Source organism: Pseudomonas sp. Yb2C2 (genome assembly GCF_052112325.1).
GTDB lineage: Bacteria > Pseudomonadota > Gammaproteobacteria > Pseudomonadales > Pseudomonadaceae > Aquipseudomonas > Aquipseudomonas marginalis.
The window spans coordinates 119875-136734 of sequence record NZ_JAVAJK010000016.1; the positions used below are offsets into that span (position 1 = coordinate 119875).

At 61.5% G+C, this 16860-nt stretch carries 14 protein-coding genes; 10 read left to right on the forward strand and 4 right to left on the reverse strand.

Features of this window, described 5'->3' with window-relative positions; translation table 11 throughout:
* Positions 1 to 145: 145 nt before the first annotated feature.
* Entirely contained in the window at positions 146 to 2050 is a 1905-nt protein-coding gene (gene thiC / locus Q8X51_RS21915) for a phosphomethylpyrimidine synthase ThiC (RefSeq protein ID WP_065925644.1), read from the forward strand.
* Positions 2051 to 2146: 96 nt separating this feature from the next.
* Positions 2147 to 3424: a putative hydroxymethylpyrimidine transporter CytX gene (gene cytX, locus Q8X51_RS21920; RefSeq protein WP_407693580.1), complete on the forward strand. Its 1278-nt coding sequence runs from the start codon at positions 2147 to 2149 to the stop codon at positions 3422 to 3424.
* Here the strand turns inward: cytX and Q8X51_RS21925 are convergent.
* Positions 3393 to 4139, reverse strand: a complete 747-nt coding sequence (locus Q8X51_RS21925; RefSeq protein WP_027604921.1) for an RsiV family protein — start codon at positions 4137 to 4139, stop codon at positions 3393 to 3395. The genes cytX and Q8X51_RS21925 overlap by 32 nt on opposite strands.
* A 193-nt stretch (positions 4140 to 4332) precedes the next feature.
* On the opposite strand from Q8X51_RS21925, the gene Q8X51_RS21930 reads away from it, so the two are divergent.
* The 3 genes from Q8X51_RS21930 (at position 4333) to cpdA (ending at position 6300) form a co-directional block, all read left to right on the forward strand.
* Positions 4333 to 4950: an NUDIX domain-containing protein gene (locus tag Q8X51_RS21930; protein ID WP_027604920.1), complete on the forward strand. Its 618-nt coding sequence runs from the start codon at positions 4333 to 4335 to the stop codon at positions 4948 to 4950.
* Positions 4941 to 5390 carry a DUF1249 domain-containing protein gene (locus tag Q8X51_RS21935; RefSeq protein WP_017526444.1) on the forward strand — a complete coding sequence of 150 codons (450 nt, stop codon included), beginning with the start codon at positions 4941 to 4943 and terminating at the stop codon, positions 5388 to 5390. The genes Q8X51_RS21930 and Q8X51_RS21935 overlap by 10 nt, the downstream gene beginning before the upstream one ends.
* A gap of 97 nt (positions 5391 to 5487) precedes the next feature.
* Positions 5488 to 6300, forward strand: coding sequence for a 3',5'-cyclic-AMP phosphodiesterase (gene cpdA / locus Q8X51_RS21940; RefSeq protein ID WP_065925642.1), 813 nt, complete (start codon positions 5488 to 5490; stop codon positions 6298 to 6300).
* A gap of 11 nt (positions 6301 to 6311) precedes the next feature.
* On the opposite strand, the gene Q8X51_RS21945 is transcribed toward cpdA, so the two are convergent.
* The 3 genes from Q8X51_RS21945 to Q8X51_RS21955 all read right to left on the reverse strand — a co-directional run bounded on the left by Q8X51_RS21945 (position 6312) and on the right by Q8X51_RS21955 (position 9814).
* Positions 6312 to 7295: a M14 family metallopeptidase gene (locus Q8X51_RS21945; RefSeq protein WP_407693581.1), complete on the reverse strand. Its 984-nt coding sequence runs from the start codon at positions 7293 to 7295 to the stop codon at positions 6312 to 6314.
* Positions 7296 to 7370: 75 nt separating this feature from the next.
* A complete protein-coding gene (locus Q8X51_RS21950; protein WP_065946613.1) occupies positions 7371 to 8687 on the reverse strand; it encodes an MFS transporter in 1317 nt (438 codons plus the stop codon).
* Positions 8688 to 8905: 218 nt separating this feature from the next.
* Positions 8906 to 9814: a LysR family transcriptional regulator gene (locus Q8X51_RS21955; RefSeq protein ID WP_065925844.1), complete on the reverse strand. Its 909-nt coding sequence runs from the start codon at positions 9812 to 9814 to the stop codon at positions 8906 to 8908.
* 154 nt (positions 9815 to 9968) lie between these two features.
* Between Q8X51_RS21955 and Q8X51_RS21960 the strand changes: the two genes are divergently transcribed.
* The 5 genes from Q8X51_RS21960 to Q8X51_RS21980 all read left to right on the forward strand — a co-directional run bounded on the left by Q8X51_RS21960 (position 9969) and on the right by Q8X51_RS21980 (position 16753).
* The gene (locus tag Q8X51_RS21960; RefSeq protein ID WP_065925639.1) at positions 9969 to 10577 is read left to right on the forward strand and encodes a YqiA/YcfP family alpha/beta fold hydrolase; all 609 of its coding nucleotides are present in this window, start codon (positions 9969 to 9971) and stop codon (positions 10575 to 10577) included.
* Positions 10578 to 10631: 54 nt separating this feature from the next.
* Positions 10632 to 12536: a DNA topoisomerase IV subunit B gene (parE, locus tag Q8X51_RS21965; RefSeq protein WP_027604917.1), complete on the forward strand. Its 1905-nt coding sequence runs from the start codon at positions 10632 to 10634 to the stop codon at positions 12534 to 12536.
* On the forward strand, positions 12536 to 13531 hold the full coding sequence (locus tag Q8X51_RS21970) for an esterase-like activity of phytase family protein (protein ID WP_407693582.1): 996 nt from the start codon (positions 12536 to 12538) through the stop codon (positions 13529 to 13531). Before parE ends, Q8X51_RS21970 begins: the two co-directional genes overlap by 1 nt.
* A 73-nt stretch (positions 13532 to 13604) precedes the next feature.
* Entirely contained in the window at positions 13605 to 15869 is a 2265-nt protein-coding gene (gene parC / locus Q8X51_RS21975; RefSeq protein WP_065925637.1) for a DNA topoisomerase IV subunit A, read from the forward strand.
* Positions 15870 to 16042: 173 nt separating this feature from the next.
* Positions 16043 to 16753 carry a PqiC family protein gene (locus Q8X51_RS21980; protein WP_027604914.1) on the forward strand — a complete coding sequence of 237 codons (711 nt, stop codon included), beginning with the start codon at positions 16043 to 16045 and terminating at the stop codon, positions 16751 to 16753.
* The last annotated feature ends 107 nt before the right edge of the window (positions 16754 to 16860 follow it).

Sequence of the window (16860 nt, forward strand, 5' to 3'; positions counted from 1 at the left end):
CGAGTCCTCTTGTGCTTCGTCCGGGATGTTGTTCGACCTTCGAACAACCCTCGTGCACCAAGCACAGCACTGGTTTCAGTGCATCCGTCCGTCACAGGTTCGCTCCGGCAAAAAATCCACCGCCTGGATAGTTGGAGAGCCCGTGATGAGCACAGAAATAAAAAGTACAAAACTGAAAAACACCGTGCATTTGAGTGAATCGGCCAAGGTCGACTCCGGCTCCGTGCAGCCGTTTACCCGCTCGCAAAAAATCTACGTGCAGGGCACTCGCCCGGACATTCGCGTACCCATGCGCGAAGTCAGCCTGGACGTGACCCCCACCGACTTCGGCGGCGAAATTAATGCGCCCGTGGTGGTCTACGACACCTCCGGCCCGTACACCGACCCGAATGTGATCATCGATGTGCGCAAAGGCCTGGGCGATGTGCGCTCGCCGTGGATCGAAGCGCGTGGCGACACCGAGCGCCTGTCGGGCTTGAGTTCGCACTTTGGCCAACAGCGCCTGAGCGACGCGGAGCTGACTGCGCTGCGTTTCGCCCACGTGAAAAACCCGCGCCGCGCCAAGGCCGGGGCCAACGTCACGCAGATGCACTACGCGCGCAAAGGCATCATTACTGCGGAGATGGAATACGTCGCCATCCGCGAAAACATGAAGCTGGAAGAGGCCCGTGCCAGTGGCCTGCTCGACCAGCAACACGCCGGCCACAGCTTCGGCGCCAGCGTGCCGAAAATCATCACCCCTGAATTCGTGCGTGAAGAAATCGCCCGTGGCCGCGCAATCATCCCGGCCAACATCAACCACACCGAACTGGAACCGATGATCATCGGCCGTAACTTCCTGGTGAAGATCAACGGCAACATCGGCAACAGCGCCCTGGGTTCGTCCATCGAAGAAGAAGTGGCGAAACTCACCTGGGGCATTCGCTGGGGCTCGGACACCGTGATGGACCTGTCCACCGGCAAGCACATCCACGAAACCCGTGAGTGGATCATCCGCAACTCGCCGGTGCCGATCGGTACCGTGCCGATCTACCAGGCCCTGGAAAAAGTCGGCGGCGCGGCCGAAGACCTGACCTGGGAGCTGTTCCGCGACACCCTGATCGAACAGGCCGAGCAGGGCGTCGATTACTTCACCATCCATGCGGGCGTGCTGCTGCGCTACGTGCCGCTGACCGCCAAGCGCGTCACCGGCATCGTGTCCCGTGGCGGTTCGATCATGGCCAAGTGGTGCCTGGCGCACCACAAAGAGAACTTCACCTACACGCATTTCGACGAAATCTGCGAAATCATGAAGGCCTATGACGTCAGCTTCTCCCTCGGCGACGGCCTGCGCCCAGGCTCGATTGCCGACGCCAACGACGCCGCGCAGTTCGGCGAACTGGAAACCCTTGGCGAGCTGACCAAGATCGCCTGGAAGCACGACGTGCAAACCATGATCGAAGGCCCCGGCCACGTGCCGATGCAGTTGATCAAGGAGAACATGGACAAGCAGCTCGAATGCTGCGACGAAGCGCCGTTCTACACCCTCGGCCCACTGACCACCGACATCGCGCCGGGCTATGACCACATCACCTCCGGCATCGGTGCGGCGATGATCGGCTGGTTCGGTTGCGCCATGCTCTGCTACGTCACGCCCAAGGAACACCTGGGCCTGCCGAACAAGGATGACGTGAAGACCGGGATCATCACCTACAAGATCGCCGCCCATGCGGCGGACTTGGCCAAGGGGCATCCGGGCGCGCAGATCCGCGATAACGCCTTGAGCAAGGCACGCTTCGAGTTCCGCTGGGAAGACCAGTTCAACCTCGGCCTGGACCCGGACACCGCGCGTTCGTACCACGACGAAACCCTGCCGAAGGACTCGGCCAAGGTCGCGCACTTCTGCTCCATGTGCGGGCCGAAGTTCTGCTCGATGAAAATCACCCAGGAAGTGCGCGAGTACGCGGCCAACCAGCGCATTGACGCGGTGGATGTGGACGTGGCCAAGGGCTTGGCGGAGCAGGCGGAGCGGTTCAAGCAGGAAGGCAGTCAGTTGTACAAGAAAGTTTAAGCGGCAAGCGGCAAGCGGCAAGCTACAAGTTAAAAGCTGAATCTGCTTTTTCTTGCGGCTTGCGGCTCGTAACCATGTTCTCTTGAGACTTCTGATTTGAACACTTATTCCCCTGACGTCGCGGTCACCTCAGACAAGCGCGTCTTCGGCGCCCGCGACCTGTTCTCCCTGTGGTTCTCCCTCGGCATCGGCCTGATGGTCCTGCAAACCGGCGCCTTGCTCGCGCCGGGCCTGGGCTTGTCCGGTTCCTTGCTGGCGATTTTCCTCGGCACCCTGGTCGGCGTGCTGTTGCTGGCTGCCGTCGGTGTGATCGGCAGCGACACCGGCCTGTCCGCCATGGCCGCCCTCAAGCTCAGCCTCGGTACCAAGGGCGCGAGCCTGCCGGCGTTGCTGAACCTGTTGCAACTGATTGGCTGGGGCTCGTTCGAGATCATTGTGATGCGCGATGCCGCCAGCCTGTTGGGCACACGCACGTTCAGCGACGGCAGCCTGTTGGCCAGCCCGTTGCTGTGGACACTGTTCTTCGGTGGTTTGGCGACCTTGCTGGCGGTCAGCGGGCCATTGACGTTCGTACGCCAGATCCTGCGCAAATGGGGGATCTGGCTGCTGCTGGCGGCCTGCCTGTGGCTGACCTGGAATCTGTTCGCCAAGGCCGATCTCGCCGCACTCTGGGCCCAGGCCGGTGACGGTTCGATGCCCTTTGCCGTCGGCTTTGATATCGCCATCGCCATGCCGCTGTCGTGGTTGCCGCTGATTGCCGATTACTCACGCTTCGGCAAGCGCGCCAAGAGTGTGTTTGGCGGCACGGCGCTGGGCTTCTTTATCGGCAATTTCTGGCTGATGAGCCTGGGCGTGGCCTACACCCTGGCGTTTGCGCCCAGTGGTGAAGTGAATGCGCTGTTGCTGGCGCTGGCCGGGGCTGGCCTGGGGATTCCGCTGTTGCTGATCCTGTTGGACGAGTCGGAAAACGCCTTTGCCGATATTCACTCGGCGGCGGTGTCCAGTGGGATGCTGTTGCGCGTGAAGGTCGAGCACCTGGCCCTGGCCATTGGTGTGATCTGCACCCTGATCGCCTGTTTTGCCCCGTTGGCGCAATACCAGAACTTCCTGTTGCTGATCGGCTCAGTGTTTGCGCCGTTGTTCGGCGTGGTGCTGGTGGATCATTTCATCCTGCGCCGTCGTGCTCATGGCACGTTCGCCAGCCTGCGTTGGCCGGCACTGGTGGCCTGGCTGGGTGGCATCGGCACGTATCATCTGTTGGCCAACCTGTACCCGGACATCGGGGCAACCCTGCCGGCGCTGGTGCTGGCAGGGTTGTTGCAGTTCATCCTGGGACGGGCCTTCAGCGGCGCGCGGGCACCAGCTCAGGCTTGAGGATGCCTTCCAGGCGCGAGTAGGGGATCTGCAACTCGACATGGCCCAGGGCGTACGGCGCGATGGTGCTGGTGGGGTACTTGAGGATCACGCCCCCGTAGGTCAGCGCCACGTTCGGGGTTTTCTGGAACGGGTAGGTTTTCACGAACTCCGGTTCCAGGCTCAGGCGGGTGCTGATCAGCCAGCTGTTGTGGGCCACCTGGGCGGCTTTCCAGAACGCGTCTTCCTTGCCTGGCAGCAGCATATCGCTCAGCCACAGGGCCTTTTGCTGCTGACGCGAATAGTTGATGAACGCGCGGCCAGGCTCGCCGTGGGTGGCGCCCTGGTCCAGGTAGCTGGACAGCTCGATGATTACCAAACCGTCATGCTGCTCCCGTACCTTGGCCTGCAAGTACATGCTGTTGCGTGGGGCGGCGGTGCCGAGGAATTGCTCGCGATAGGACTCCAGGCTCGACGGCAGCGGGTCGCCCGCGTTGGTACGGGTCATTTCCAGCAGGCGTTGCTCGATCAAGGCATCCAGCTTGGGTTCCTTGGCAAAGTGCACGGTGTCGATATTCACCAGCGGGCAATCGCTGGCGGCGCAGCCCGGCTTGCTCTGCTCGCTGGCGTCGCGGGTGGCTTCCAGCGGTGTGCGATAGCTGGGTTGGAACAGGCTTTGGCAGGCGCCGAGGGTCAGGGCGATGCAGGCCACGGAGGCGATTTTTAAAAGCGACATGGATGTCCTTCGTCTATCGATAAGAGCGAAATTGTGCAGCTTCGACTACCAGCAAGGCAGTCAGTTCGCCACTAAGCTGATTGAGCGTGAGTTTGACCTCCTCCGTCTGGCCCGGCAACCGCAAAGGGGCTGCACCAAGGGGCACGAGCGCGTTAGGATGGCGCGAATTGCACGGGACATGATGAGGAAGGGTATGACAGACATTGCGAAATCGACGCCGAGCACGATCGAGATTGTTCAGCGCGACAATGCCTACAAGGGCTTCTACCAGCTCGATCGCGTGCAATTGCGCCACGAAAAATTCGCTGGCGGCATGAGCCGAGTGATCAATCGCGAAGTCTTCGTCCGTCACGACGCCGTGTGTGTTCTGCCCTACGATCCGCAGCGTGATGAAGTGGTGCTCAACGAGCAGTTTCGCGTGGGTGCCATGGGCCGTACCGACAATCCATGGTTGATCGAGATGGTCGCCGGCCTGATCGACAGGGATGAGCAGCCGGAGGAGGTTGCACACCGCGAGGCCGAGGAGGAAGCTGGGCTGACGTTCTCCGCACTGTGGCCGATCACCAAGTATTTCCCGTCGCCCGGTGGCAGTACCGAATTTGTCCACTTGTACCTGGGTCGCTGCGACAGCTCGGGGGCCGGTGGTGTCCATGGACTGGAAGAAGAGGCAGAAGACATCCGCGTCACGGTCTGGGCTTTTGAAGACGCCCTGCAAGCCGTGCGCGACGGCAGGATTTCCAACGCAGCCAGCATTATCGCCCTGCAATGGCTTGCGCTTAATCGCGCGGAAGTGAGGGGGTTATGGCAGTAAAGGCACGGGAACGTTATCGAGTCGACCTGATCGGGCTGCAAGCCGCCTGCGAGGCCAACTATGCGCGGCTGATGCGTCTGTTGCCCGACATGCGCCACACCCCGGAGGCGCGCCGCATCGGCGTGACCCATGGCGACCAGATGCTGGGCGTGCTGGCCCTGGAAGTCATCGTCAATTGCCCGTACACCACCACCCTGCGGGTGCGCCAGGAACACAGCCTGCCGTGGCTGCCGGTGCCGCAGCTGGAAGTGCAGGTGTACCACGATGCGCGGATGGCCGAAGTGATCAGCGCCGAACATGCGCGGCGCTTTCGCAGCATTTATCCTTACCCGAATGTGTTCATGCACCAGCCCGATGAGAAAGCACAGCTCAATGTGTTCCTCGGTGAATGGTTGAGCCACTGCCTGGCCCTGGGCCACGAGTTCGAAGTCGTGCGGTAGATGTGAACTGCGTCTGCTTCCTGGGTTTCCTCTTTGCGTCCTGCCCCAGCATAATCGCTCCAACTCTATATTCCTGTGATTGCCTTGGGAGAGCGCCTTGCCGAGCGTATCCACCTTGAACCCCGATGCTGCGCTGCTGGTGCAGCTGTCCGACAGCCACCTGTTTGCCGAGGCCGACAGCCTGCTGTTGGGCATGAACACCCGTGAGAGCCTGCAGCGGGTGATTGGATTGGTGCGCCAGCAACAGCCGCACATCGACCTGGTAGTGGCCACGGGGGACTTGTCCCAGGACGGTACGCTGGCGTCTTACCAGGCATTTCGTGACCTGACTCAGCAGATCAAGGCCCCGGCGCGCTGGATTCCCGGTAATCACGACGAACCGCAGATTATGGTGCACGCCGCCGCGCACAGTGACCTGCTGGAGCCCGTAGTGGACGTCGGCAACTGGCGTATCACCCTGCTCGACTCCGCCGTGCCGGGCTCGGTCCCGGGCTACCTGCAGGATTCGCAGCTGCAATTGCTGGCTCAAGCCTTGAGCGAAGCCCCGAACCGCCATCATCTGGTGTGTTTCCACCATCACCCGGTGCCCATCGGCTGTGCGTGGATGGAACCTATCGGCTTGCGCAACCCCGATGCGTTGTTTGCCGTGCTGGACCGTTTTCCGCAGGTGAGGGCAGTGCTCTGGGGCCACGTGCACCAGGAGATCGACCGCGAGCGCAACGGCGTGCGCCTGCTGGCTTCGCCGTCCACCTGCATCCAGTTCGCGCCGGGCAGCGAGGATTTCAAGGTCAGCGAGCAAGCGCCGGGTTATCGTTGGTTGCGCCTGTATGCCGACGGACGGTTGGAGACCGGGGTGGAGCGGGTCGAAGGCTTCGCCTTCCAGGTGGACTACGGCAGTGACGGCTATTGACGTCTCGGCGGCTAAATATCCAGAACCTTCGCCAGCCTCACTACCGTAACCCCTGGACCCAACTGCCGCAGCGAGGGCTGGATCAACACGCAGTCGTCATGGGGTGTGACGATCTCGCGCCGGTCGTCCCGAGCGATCACTGTTCCAGCCTGGGCTATGCGCTCAAGGCCGCGGAAGTCATCGGTAAAACGGAAGTCCATGCCGTGGGCGATCACCGGTTCAGTGACTTGCAGGCATTGCTGGGGCCCCGGCTTTTCCTGGCTCAGGAGCTTCAAGACGTCGGCCTCGGCGACTGCATCAGTCGCCATCAGGAAGCGTGCGGCAATATCAAGGGCGACGTGTTGGCTTTTTTTAGAAAAATGTTGGCCGGTCTCGATCAGCAGTGCGTTTTTTTGGCTGGCGGGATCGCCAAACCCACCATAGTCACGCATACGCCGGCCATTGGCGTGGCCGGCGTCGACCACCACGGTTGCCGGTACGCCTAACGATTTTGCGAATTTCAGGCCTTTGGCGCAGGCCCCACACATCATCAGTGGTGGGGATTCTTCGTGCATCGAATGGATATCGAGCAGCAAGTCGACACTGTCGATCAGCGGTCGCAGCTCACGTGCGCGACGCAGTTCCACGGAGTCTCGGTCGCCGTCCAGTGTTGATGGTAGCCAGACACGGTTCATGTCCTCGTCGACAAAACGGGTGGCGTCAATGTCGTGTGGGTCGAAGCGGTGATAGGCCTCGATATTGCCGAACGCCAGTGACAAACGGCCTTTGCGAGGGCGCACGCCGCTGCGCAGCAAGGCGTCTACTGCGATTGCTCCGCTGACTTCATTGCCATGGGTCAGTGCCATGACCAGCACATGTGGCCCAGGCGTGCCGCTGTCAAAACTGTGGACATAGTCGATCCCGCAGTTGCCGGCTTTCCATTGGCTGAGATCGGGGAACTCGACTTCCACAGGGTACGGTGTCAGTGATGCACGAACCTGCTCAAGGGTTTTCATGTCTGCCTCCGAGGGCTCAAGGTGGGTACCTTGTCGCGGGGGCGAGCCGCGACAAGCAGGGGGGACTCGCGGCCCTTAACTGGCGCAGGGATGGGCGCTGCGCATGCGCCGGCCCAGGCAGGCGATCGCCAGTACGCTGATCAAAATGGTTGCCATCACATAAAAGCTCGGCGCCAGTTTGCTGCCGCTTGCCTCGATCATCCAGGTCACGATCAACGGGGCGAAACCACCAAACAGGGTCACGGAAAAGTTGTAGCTCAGCGCCAGCCCAGTACCGCGAATGCTGGTTGGGAAGATGTCGGCAAGCATTGCCGGGATTGGCCCCAGGCAGGCCGCAATCAATACGCCGACAAGCGCTTGCACGACCAGCAGCGTGGAGAAACTGGGGAAGATATTGAGCAGCAGGAACATCGGATAAGACGACAGTCCGGTAATCGACAAGGCGATGGTCAACACTCGGAATCGCCCGTGGCGATCGGAAAGCCCACCGAAAATCGGGGCCATGAGCATCAACGTAATGCCGGTCATCAGGGCCCCCAGGTAGGACGACGTGGCAGTGATGCTCAGTTGTTTAAAGGCGTAGATCGGCATGTACAGCTTATGCACGTAATTGAATGCGGTCGCGCCCGCCACCACGCCGATAGCCAGCAACAGGCTGACGTGCCCTTTGATCAGGACATCCCGCAGTGGGGTCTTGACCGCTACGTTGGCTACGTTTTTCTTGAAGTCCGGCGTTTCATCGATTTGTCTGCGAATGTAAAAGCCTACCGGCCCGATCAGCAGGCCGAAGCCGAAGGCTACACGCCAGCCCCAATCGTTCAACTGCACATCCGACAGCGCATAGCTGAGGATCGCACTGACACCCGCCGCCAGCACAGTTGCCAGCCCCTGGGTAGACAATTGCCAGCTGGCAAAGAAACCCCGTCGCCCGGCGTCGGCGTGTTCGACCATGAACGCGGTCGCCGCGCCAAATTCGCCGCCCGTGGAAAACCCCTGGAGCATGCGGGCAACGATGATCAGCAGCGGCGCCGCCAGGCCGATCTGCTCGTAGGTCGGGGCGAACGTAATCATTGCGGTGCCGACCAGCATGATCATGATCGACAGCGTCAATGACGCCTTTCGTCCGGCTCTGTCGGTGTATGAACCGAGCACAATGGCGCCCAGCGGGCGCATCAAAAAGGAAATGCCGAACGAGCCTACGGCCAGCAGCAATGAGGTGGTTTCGTTATCGGACGGAAAAAACTGTTTGCCGATGACGACTGCAAAATAGCCATAGATCAGTAAGTCATAGAACTCCAGCGCGTTGCCGACGCTGGCAGCGATGATCTCTTTCCATGGGCCGCGCCGGGTGGGAGCTTGGGCCGATGATAAGGCGGATGATTGAGTTGTCATGAGTGTGCACCGGGTTTGTTTCACTGTTGGCCTACGGACTCTCCGAACCGCAGCGCGGCCTGGCGACATCGAAGGCGTTAATTGTTATGGGTGAAAGCCCGGATGAAAGTGAACCAAAGGCGGCAGAACGGCAATTGCTCTTTCGGCACAGATTTGAGCTGTTTCGGCACGACCCGGCAGGTTGTTGCCGGCAGCGGTGATAGAGCGCGTAAATCCGGCTACTGGGTGGTGGAGGGGGTCAAGGCTGTCCATATCCTCATCACCATCTCGCTCCGGTTGGCGCGCAGGCGATGCAGCGAAACGTCGAAACTGACGCAAAATTCGGCGCCCCCCGCCATCAGCAGCTCGCCCGATGCCAGCGCGTCGTTGACGACCATGCGCGGCAACCACGCCAGCCCCCGGCCACGCTTGGCCATTTCCAGAATGGCGTCATAGGAGTCCGCTTGGTAAACCATTCGCAGCGCCAGGCGCTGCGGCAGTCGATCCAAATGCCGGGCCAGTACGCTGCGCAGTGTCAGAGTGGGTGAGAAGGCCAGCCAAGGGATGGGCAGGGCGTTGCTGTCGGCGAGTATCTGCAGTTGCGGCTGCCCAGGGGCGCTCGGGGCGCTGACCGGTAGCAGTTCCTCCTTGGCCAGTACTCGGGAGTCGAAATGCTCCGGGTCCAACAGCGTCTGGGTCAGCGGGCTGGAAAAACTCAGCAGCAGATCAACCTCGCCGGCGGACAACCGGCTGATCGCTTCTTGCGCACCGCTGGTGAGCAATGACACCGCAAAGCTGCCCAGTTTCGGGTGCAATGACTCGTACCAATCGGGGAAAAAGTCACAGGCCAGGGTCCGGCCGGTGGCGATGCGCACCGGTTCGTCGCGGCTGAGGGTGTCATTTTTGAACTGCGCTCTGACAGTGCCCAGCAATTCCAGCGATTGAGTGGCGGCATCAAGGAACAGCAGGCCGCAGGGTGTCAGTGACAGGGGTTGCTTGCGCTCGATCAATGGCGTGCCGACCCATTCTTCCAGCGCCCGGATACGTCGACCGAACGCTGGATGCGTGACACAGCGATTTTCGGCGGCACGCGACAGGCTGCGAGTGCGCGCCAGTTCGACAAAATCCTCAAGCCATTCAAGTTGCATGGTGTTTCCCCGCTTGAAGTCGGGCCACTGGCCTCCGGCCATATATCCGGGTTCCCGGGCCGTAGATAGTACCGTCAGCGGCGATCGGCTGCACCCACAAGCCCCCTGTTCCCTGTAAACTGCGCCTCTTTGGCAGCCCCAGCGAGGCCCCGGCATGTCCGCTTCGATCCTGTATATCCACGGTTTCAACAGTGCGCCCGCGTCCAACAAGGCCTGCCAGCTGGTTACCGTGATGGACACCCTGGGCCTGGCTGATCAATTGCGCGTGCCGGCCCTGCATCACCATCCCCGTCAGGCAATTCCTCAATTGGAGGAAGCCATTGCCCAGCTGGGGCGGCCGCTGCTGGTCGGCAGCTCGCTCGGCGGCTACTATGCAACCCATCTTGCCGAGCGCCATGGCCTCAAGGCACTCCTGGTCAACCCGGCGGTCAGCCCCCATCGGATGTTCGACGGTTACCTGGGGACCCAGAAGAACCTCTACACCGATGAAACCTGGGAACTGACCCACGACCATGTCACGGCGCTGGCCGAGCTGGAAGTACCGGCGCCCCAGGACGCCGCGCGTTACCAGGTGTGGTTGCAGACCGGCGATGAAACACTGGATTATCGCCTCGCCCAGCAGTATTACCGGGCCTGTGCCTTGCGCATCCAGGCCGGTGGCGACCATGGTTACCAGGGGTTTGCCCGGCAATTACCGGCATTGTTGAGTTTTGCCGGCATTGGCGCAGATCAGTATCAATCCTTCGATTTCTCGGCACTGTAATTGCCTTGGAAATTGCAGGTTACTTTTTAATCGAACGACTCACGACGAGACCCCATGGCCACTCCCAGCGCTAGCTCTTATAACGCCGACGCCATCGAAGTCCTCTCGGGCCTCGACCCGGTGCGCAAACGCCCCGGCATGTACACCGACACCAGCCGGCCGAACCACCTTGCCCAGGAAGTCATCGACAACAGCGTCGACGAAGCCTTGGCCGGGCACGCCAAGTCGGTGCACGTCATTCTTCACGCCGACCACTCCCTGGAAGTGTCCGACGATGGTCGCGGCATGCCGGTGGACATTCACCCGGAAGAGGGTGTGTCGGGCGTCGAGCTGATCCTTACCAAGCTGCACGCCGGCGGCAAGTTCTCCAACAAGAACTACCAGTTCTCCGGTGGCTTGCACGGTGTGGGTATTTCCGTGGTCAACGCCCTGTCCACGTTGGTGCGGGTCAAGGTCAAGCGCGACGGCAACGAGTACGAGATGACCTTCGCCGATGGCTACAAAGCCACCGACCTGCAGGTCATCGGTACCGTCGGCAAGCGCAATACCGGCACCAGCGTGTACTTCGCGCCGGACCCTAAGTACTTCGATTCGCCGAAATTCTCCATCAGCCGCCTCAAGCACGTGCTCAAGGCCAAGGCCGTATTGTGCCCGGGCCTGCTGGTGACCTTTGAAGACAAAGGCACTGGCGAGAAAGTCGAGTGGCACTACGAAGACGGCCTGCGTTCCTACCTGGAAGACTCCGTCAGTGATTTCGAACGCCTGCCCAACGAGCCGTTCTGCGGCAGCCTGGCCGGCAACAAGGAAGCCGTCGACTGGGCGCTGCTGTGGCTGCCCGAAGGCGGCGACAGCGTGCAGGAAAGCTATGTCAACCTGATCCCCACCGCCCAGGGCGGCACCCACGTCAACGGCCTGCGCCAGGGCCTGCTGGATGCCATGCGCGAATTCTGCGAATACCGCAGCCTGCTGCCGCGTGGCGTGAAGCTGGCGCCGGAAGACGTGTGGGAGCGCATTGCGTTCGTGCTGTCGATGAAAATGCAAGAGCCGCAGTTCTCCGGCCAGACCAAGGAACGCCTGTCGTCCCGCGAAGCGGCGGCGTTTGTCTCCGGTGTGGTCAAGGATGCTTTCAGCCTGTGGCTCAACGAGCACCCGGAACTGGGCCTGGCCCTGGCGGAACTGGCGATCAACAACGCCGGCCGTCGCCTCAAGGCCAGCAAGAAGGTCGAGCGCAAGCGCATTACCCAGGGCCCGGCATTGCCGGGTAAGTTGGCCGATTGCGCCGGGCAGGACCCGATGCGCTCCGAGCTGTTCCTGGTCGAAGGTGACTCCGCCGGTGGTTCCGCCAAGCAAGCGCGGGACAAGGAATTCCAGGCGATCCTGCCGTTGCGCGGCAAGATCCTCAATACCTGGGAAGTCGATGGCAGCGAAGTCCTTGCCAGCCAGGAAGTGCACAACATTGCCGTGGCCATCGGCGTCGACCCAGGCGCAGCCGACATGAGCCAGCTGCGCTACGGCAAGATCTGCATCCTCGCCGACGCCGACTCCGACGGCCTGCACATCGCGACCCTGCTGTGCGCGTTGTTCGTGCAGCACTTCCGTCCGTTGGTGGATGCCGGTCACGTCTACGTCGCCATGCCGCCGCTGTACCGGATCGACCTGGGAAAGGAGATTTTCTACGCCCTGGACGAAGCCGAGCGCGATGGCATTCTCGACCGCCTGGTGGCCGAGAAGAAGCGTGGCAAGCCGCAGGTCACCCGATTCAAGGGCCTGGGTGAAATGAACCCGCCGCAACTGCGTGAGACCACCATGGACCCCAACACCCGGCGCCTGGTGCAGTTGACCCTGGAAGACTTCGCCGCCACCTCGGAAATGATGGACATGCTGCTGGCGAAGAAACGCGCGCCGGACCGCAAGTCCTGGCTGGAATCCAAGGGCAACCTGGCTGAGGTCCTGGGCTGATGCGCACAGGTGTCGCCCTGGCGATCCTGATGTTCAGCGGGCTGGTGGCCACTTCGGTAGTTGCCGCGCCCGTGGCTGAGCTCAAGCTGGTGTCCGAACACCCGGTGGACGGCATGCGCGGCGGGAACCTGTCGGGCCTGGCGCTGTGTGGCAAGGAGCTGTGGACGGTTTCCGATCGTGATGACGACCAGATCTACCGTCTCGATACCCGTGCGCCGACCTGGCAAGCCGAAGCGGTAAGCATCGATGTGCCGCCGGTGCCGGAATCCGGGCTGCCCTGGGGGCTGCGTTCGCGCACCAAGGCTGCGTCGTTCATTCGCGGCGGCGACCTGGATTTCGAAGGCATCACCTGCGATGCCGCCGGCAATCGCTACATTGTCAGCGAAGCCCATGCGGCGGTGCTGCAAGTACCGGTGAGCGGTGCGCCTGAATGGTTGAAGATCGCCCCGGGCATGGTGCGTGAAGCCCGGGCCAGTGGCATGTTGCTGCACTTCAATGCGTTGTTCGAAGGCCTGGCAATCAACCCCGAGGGCAATCAGATCTGGCTGGCTGCGGAGCGTGAGCGGCGCGGCCTCATCTCCATCAAGCGCCCGCAAAGCCTGTGGGATTGCGACGGCCCTTGCGTGTTGCTGAGCGAGGCCGGCCAGGAGATGCAGCCGGCCAAGTTCGTCGGTGCCAAGGCGGTGTCCAAGGATTTCGCCGATCTGTCACTGTTCAACGGCAAGCTGTTTACCCTGGAGCGCAATGCGTTCCAGATCTGCCGGCGCGATACGGTCACGGCCAAGGTCGAGCTGTGCTGGTCGTTCGCCGACGAAACCCTGACGCCCGAGCGGCGTTACGCCCAGCCCTATGGCCTGGCCGAAGCCCTGGTGGTGGACGCAGACGGTGCCTGGCTGGGCATCGACAATAATTTCGGCCCCCGCGCCGATGGTGAAAAACGCCCCATGGTCTATCGTTTTGCCGCCCCCGCTGGCGGCTGGAGCGCCCAGCCATGAGCCGCTACTTTTTTGAATCGATCCGGCGCGGCGGCATTTCCGCTGCGCCTTACCAAACAATGATGAGGCCCGCATGAGTGACATCCTCGCAGACAGCTTAGATGGCGTAGAACGCCGGTCGCTGGCTGACTTCACCGAAAATGCCTACCTCAACTACTCCATGTACGTGATCATGGACCGTGCATTGCCGCATATCGGCGACGGCCTCAAGCCCGTACAGCGGCGCATCATCTACGCCATGAGTGAGTTGGGCCTGGACGCCGATTCCAAGCACAAGAAGTCGGCGCGTACCGTCGGTGACGTGCTCGGTAAGTTCCACCCCCACGGCGATTCGGCGTGCTACGAAGCCATGGTGCTGATGGCCCAGCCGTTCAGCTACCGCTACACCCTCGTCGACGGCCAGGGTAACTGGGGTGCGCCGGATGATCCCAAGTCCTTCGCGGCCATGCGTTACACCGAGGCGCGCCTGTCGCGCTATTCGGAAGTGTTGCTCAGCGAACTGGGCCAGGGTACCGCGAACTGGGGACCGAACTTTGACGGTACTCTCGACGAACCCCTGGTGTTGCCCGCACGTTTGCCGAATATCCTGCTCAATGGCACCACCGGTATCGCGGTCGGCATGGCCACCGACGTACCGCCGCATAACCTGCGCGAAGTCGCCACCGCCTGCGTACGCTTGCTGGATGAGCCCAAGGCCACGGTCGAGCAGCTGTGCGAGCATATCCAGGGCCCGGATTACCCGACCGAAGCGGAAATCATCACGCCGCGCGCCGACCTGCTGAAGATGTACGAAACCGGCAAGGGCTCGGTGCGCATGCGCGCCGTGTATCACATCGAAGACGGCGACATTATCGTCACCGCCCTGCCGCACCAGGTGTCCGGTGCCAAGGTGCTGGAACAGATTGCCGCGCTGATGCAGGCCAAACCGTCGAAATTGCCCCAGGTCGCTGACTTGCGTGACGAGTCCGACCACGAAAACCCATGCCGTATTGTGATCATCCCGACCAACAGCCGGGTCGACCACGAAGTGCTGATGCAGCATCTGTTTGCCAGCACTGAGCTGGAGTCCAGCTACCGGGTCAACGTCAATATCATCGGCCTGGACGGCAAGCCGCAGTTGAAAAACCTGCGCAACCTGCTGGTCGAGTGGCTGGAGTTCCGGATACAAACCGTACGCCGCCGCCTGCAGTTCCGCCTCGACAAGGTCGAACGGCGCCTGCACCTGTTGGACGGCTTGCTGATTGCCTACCTCAACCTGGATGAAGTGATCCACATCATCCGTACCGCGGAGCACCCGAAAGCTGAGCTGATCGCGCGCTTCGAGCTGAGCGAGATCCAGGCCGACTACATCCTCGACACCCGCTTGCGTCAGTTGGCACGCCTGGAAGAGATGAAGCTGCGCGACGAACAGGACGCGCTGCTCAAGGAGCAAGCCAAGCTGCAAGCCCTGCTGGGCAGCGAAGCCAAGCTGAAGAAGCTGGTGCGCAGCGAGTTGATCAAGGACGCCGAAACCTATGGCGACGACCGCCGTTCGCCAATCGTGCAACGTGCCGAAGCCAAGGCGCTGACAGAGACCGAACTGCTGCCGAACGAGAAAATTACCGTCGTTCTGTCGGAAAAGGGTTGGGTTCGCTCAGCCAAAGGGCATGATATTGACGCCACTGGCTTGTCGTACAAGGCCGGTGATGGCTTCAAGACTGCCGCCGCCGGGCGCTCCAACCAGTTTGCGGTGTTTATTGACTCCACCGGGCGCAGTTATTCGGTGCCGGCCCATACCTTGCCATCGGCGCGGGGGCAGGGCGAGCCGTTGACCGGTCGCCTGACGCCGCCACCTGGGGCGAATTTTGAATGTGTGCTGCTGCCGGATGACGATTCTCTGTATGTGATCGCTTCCGACGCGGGTTACGGGTTCGTGGTCAAGGGTGAAGACCTGCAGGCCAAGAACAAGGCGGGCAAGGCGTTGTTGAGCCTGCCGAACAACGCCAAGGTCATCCTGCCGCGTCCGGTGGAAGACCGCGAAGGCAACTGGCTGGCGTCGGTGACCACCGAAGGGCGCTTGCTGGTGTTCAAGATCAGCGATCTGCCGCAGTTGGGCAAAGGCAAGGGCAACAAGATTATTGGTATTCCCGGCGAGCGGGTGGCCAGTCGCGAAGAGTACGTGACCGACATCGCGGTGATCCCGGAAGGTGCCACCCTGGTGCTCCAGGCCGGCAAGCGCACGTTGTCATTGCGCCCCGACGACCTCGAACACTACAAGGGCGAGCGTGGTCGTCGCGGTAATAAACTGCCTCGCGGCTTCCAGCGTGTGGATGCTTTGCTGGTGGAAACGCCGGTTTAAGGCGTATTAGAGCCCTCGATCTACGATTTAAAGCGTAGATCGACGCTTTGGCGCTGGAGTCATGGCGCATATTCACGGATGATATGGCCTTTCCAGCGCCGGCGTGGCCGAGCGTGTTTAGGTTATTTTTAGTATTACATTGTGGTTCGCCTTGTGGCAGCCACCTGGATGGGATGATGACTGCTCCACGCGTTCCTCTATTTTTGATGCTCGCTGGCCTTTTGGGGTTGGCGGGTTGCAGCACACACCAGCCTGTGTCGCTGTACCAGCTGGACAGCGGAAGTCCAGCTCAGCCAGCCCAGACCGCTGGCATGGCCGTTTTGCTCGGGCCGGTGGTCGTCGCCGACTACCTGCAACGCGAAACCCTGCTGCAACGTCAGAACGATGGAAGCCTGCAAGGTTCCACCGATGGTCGTTGGGCAGGCAGTTTATCGTCTGACATCAACCAGTTGATGTTGCGTCAGGTGGCCGGTCAGTTGGACAGCCAGCGTGTGGTCCTGGCGCCCGCACCAACCGGCTTCAGCCCGGATGTGCAGGTCTTGCTGACCATTACCCGGCTCGACTCCGGTAAATCGCAACCGGCGATCCTCGATGCGCAATGGCGCTTGATCGACCGTCGCGGCCAGGTGCGTGATAACCGCATCGTGCACCTGCAGGAAGAACATGCCGGCACCACCGCGTCCCAGGTTCAGGCCCAGGGCGTGCTGCTGCAGCAATTGGCGCAGCAGTTGTCGGTGGCCCTCAAGCCCCTGGCCAACCAGCCCCCCATCGCCGAGGCGCCCCGTAAGTCGGCCCCGGTACAGGCCAAGCCGGCAGAGCCGCAAAAGCCGAAGATGCCGATGGCTACGCCGATCCGTACGGATATGGAAGTGTTCAGGTTCTGATCTGAATGCCACACAAACAAAAGGCCCGCTGAATCAGCGGGCCTTTTGTTTGTGTGCGATTTACTTGAGGTTTGTGGAGATCCAAATATGGGAGGGGGCAACCCCCT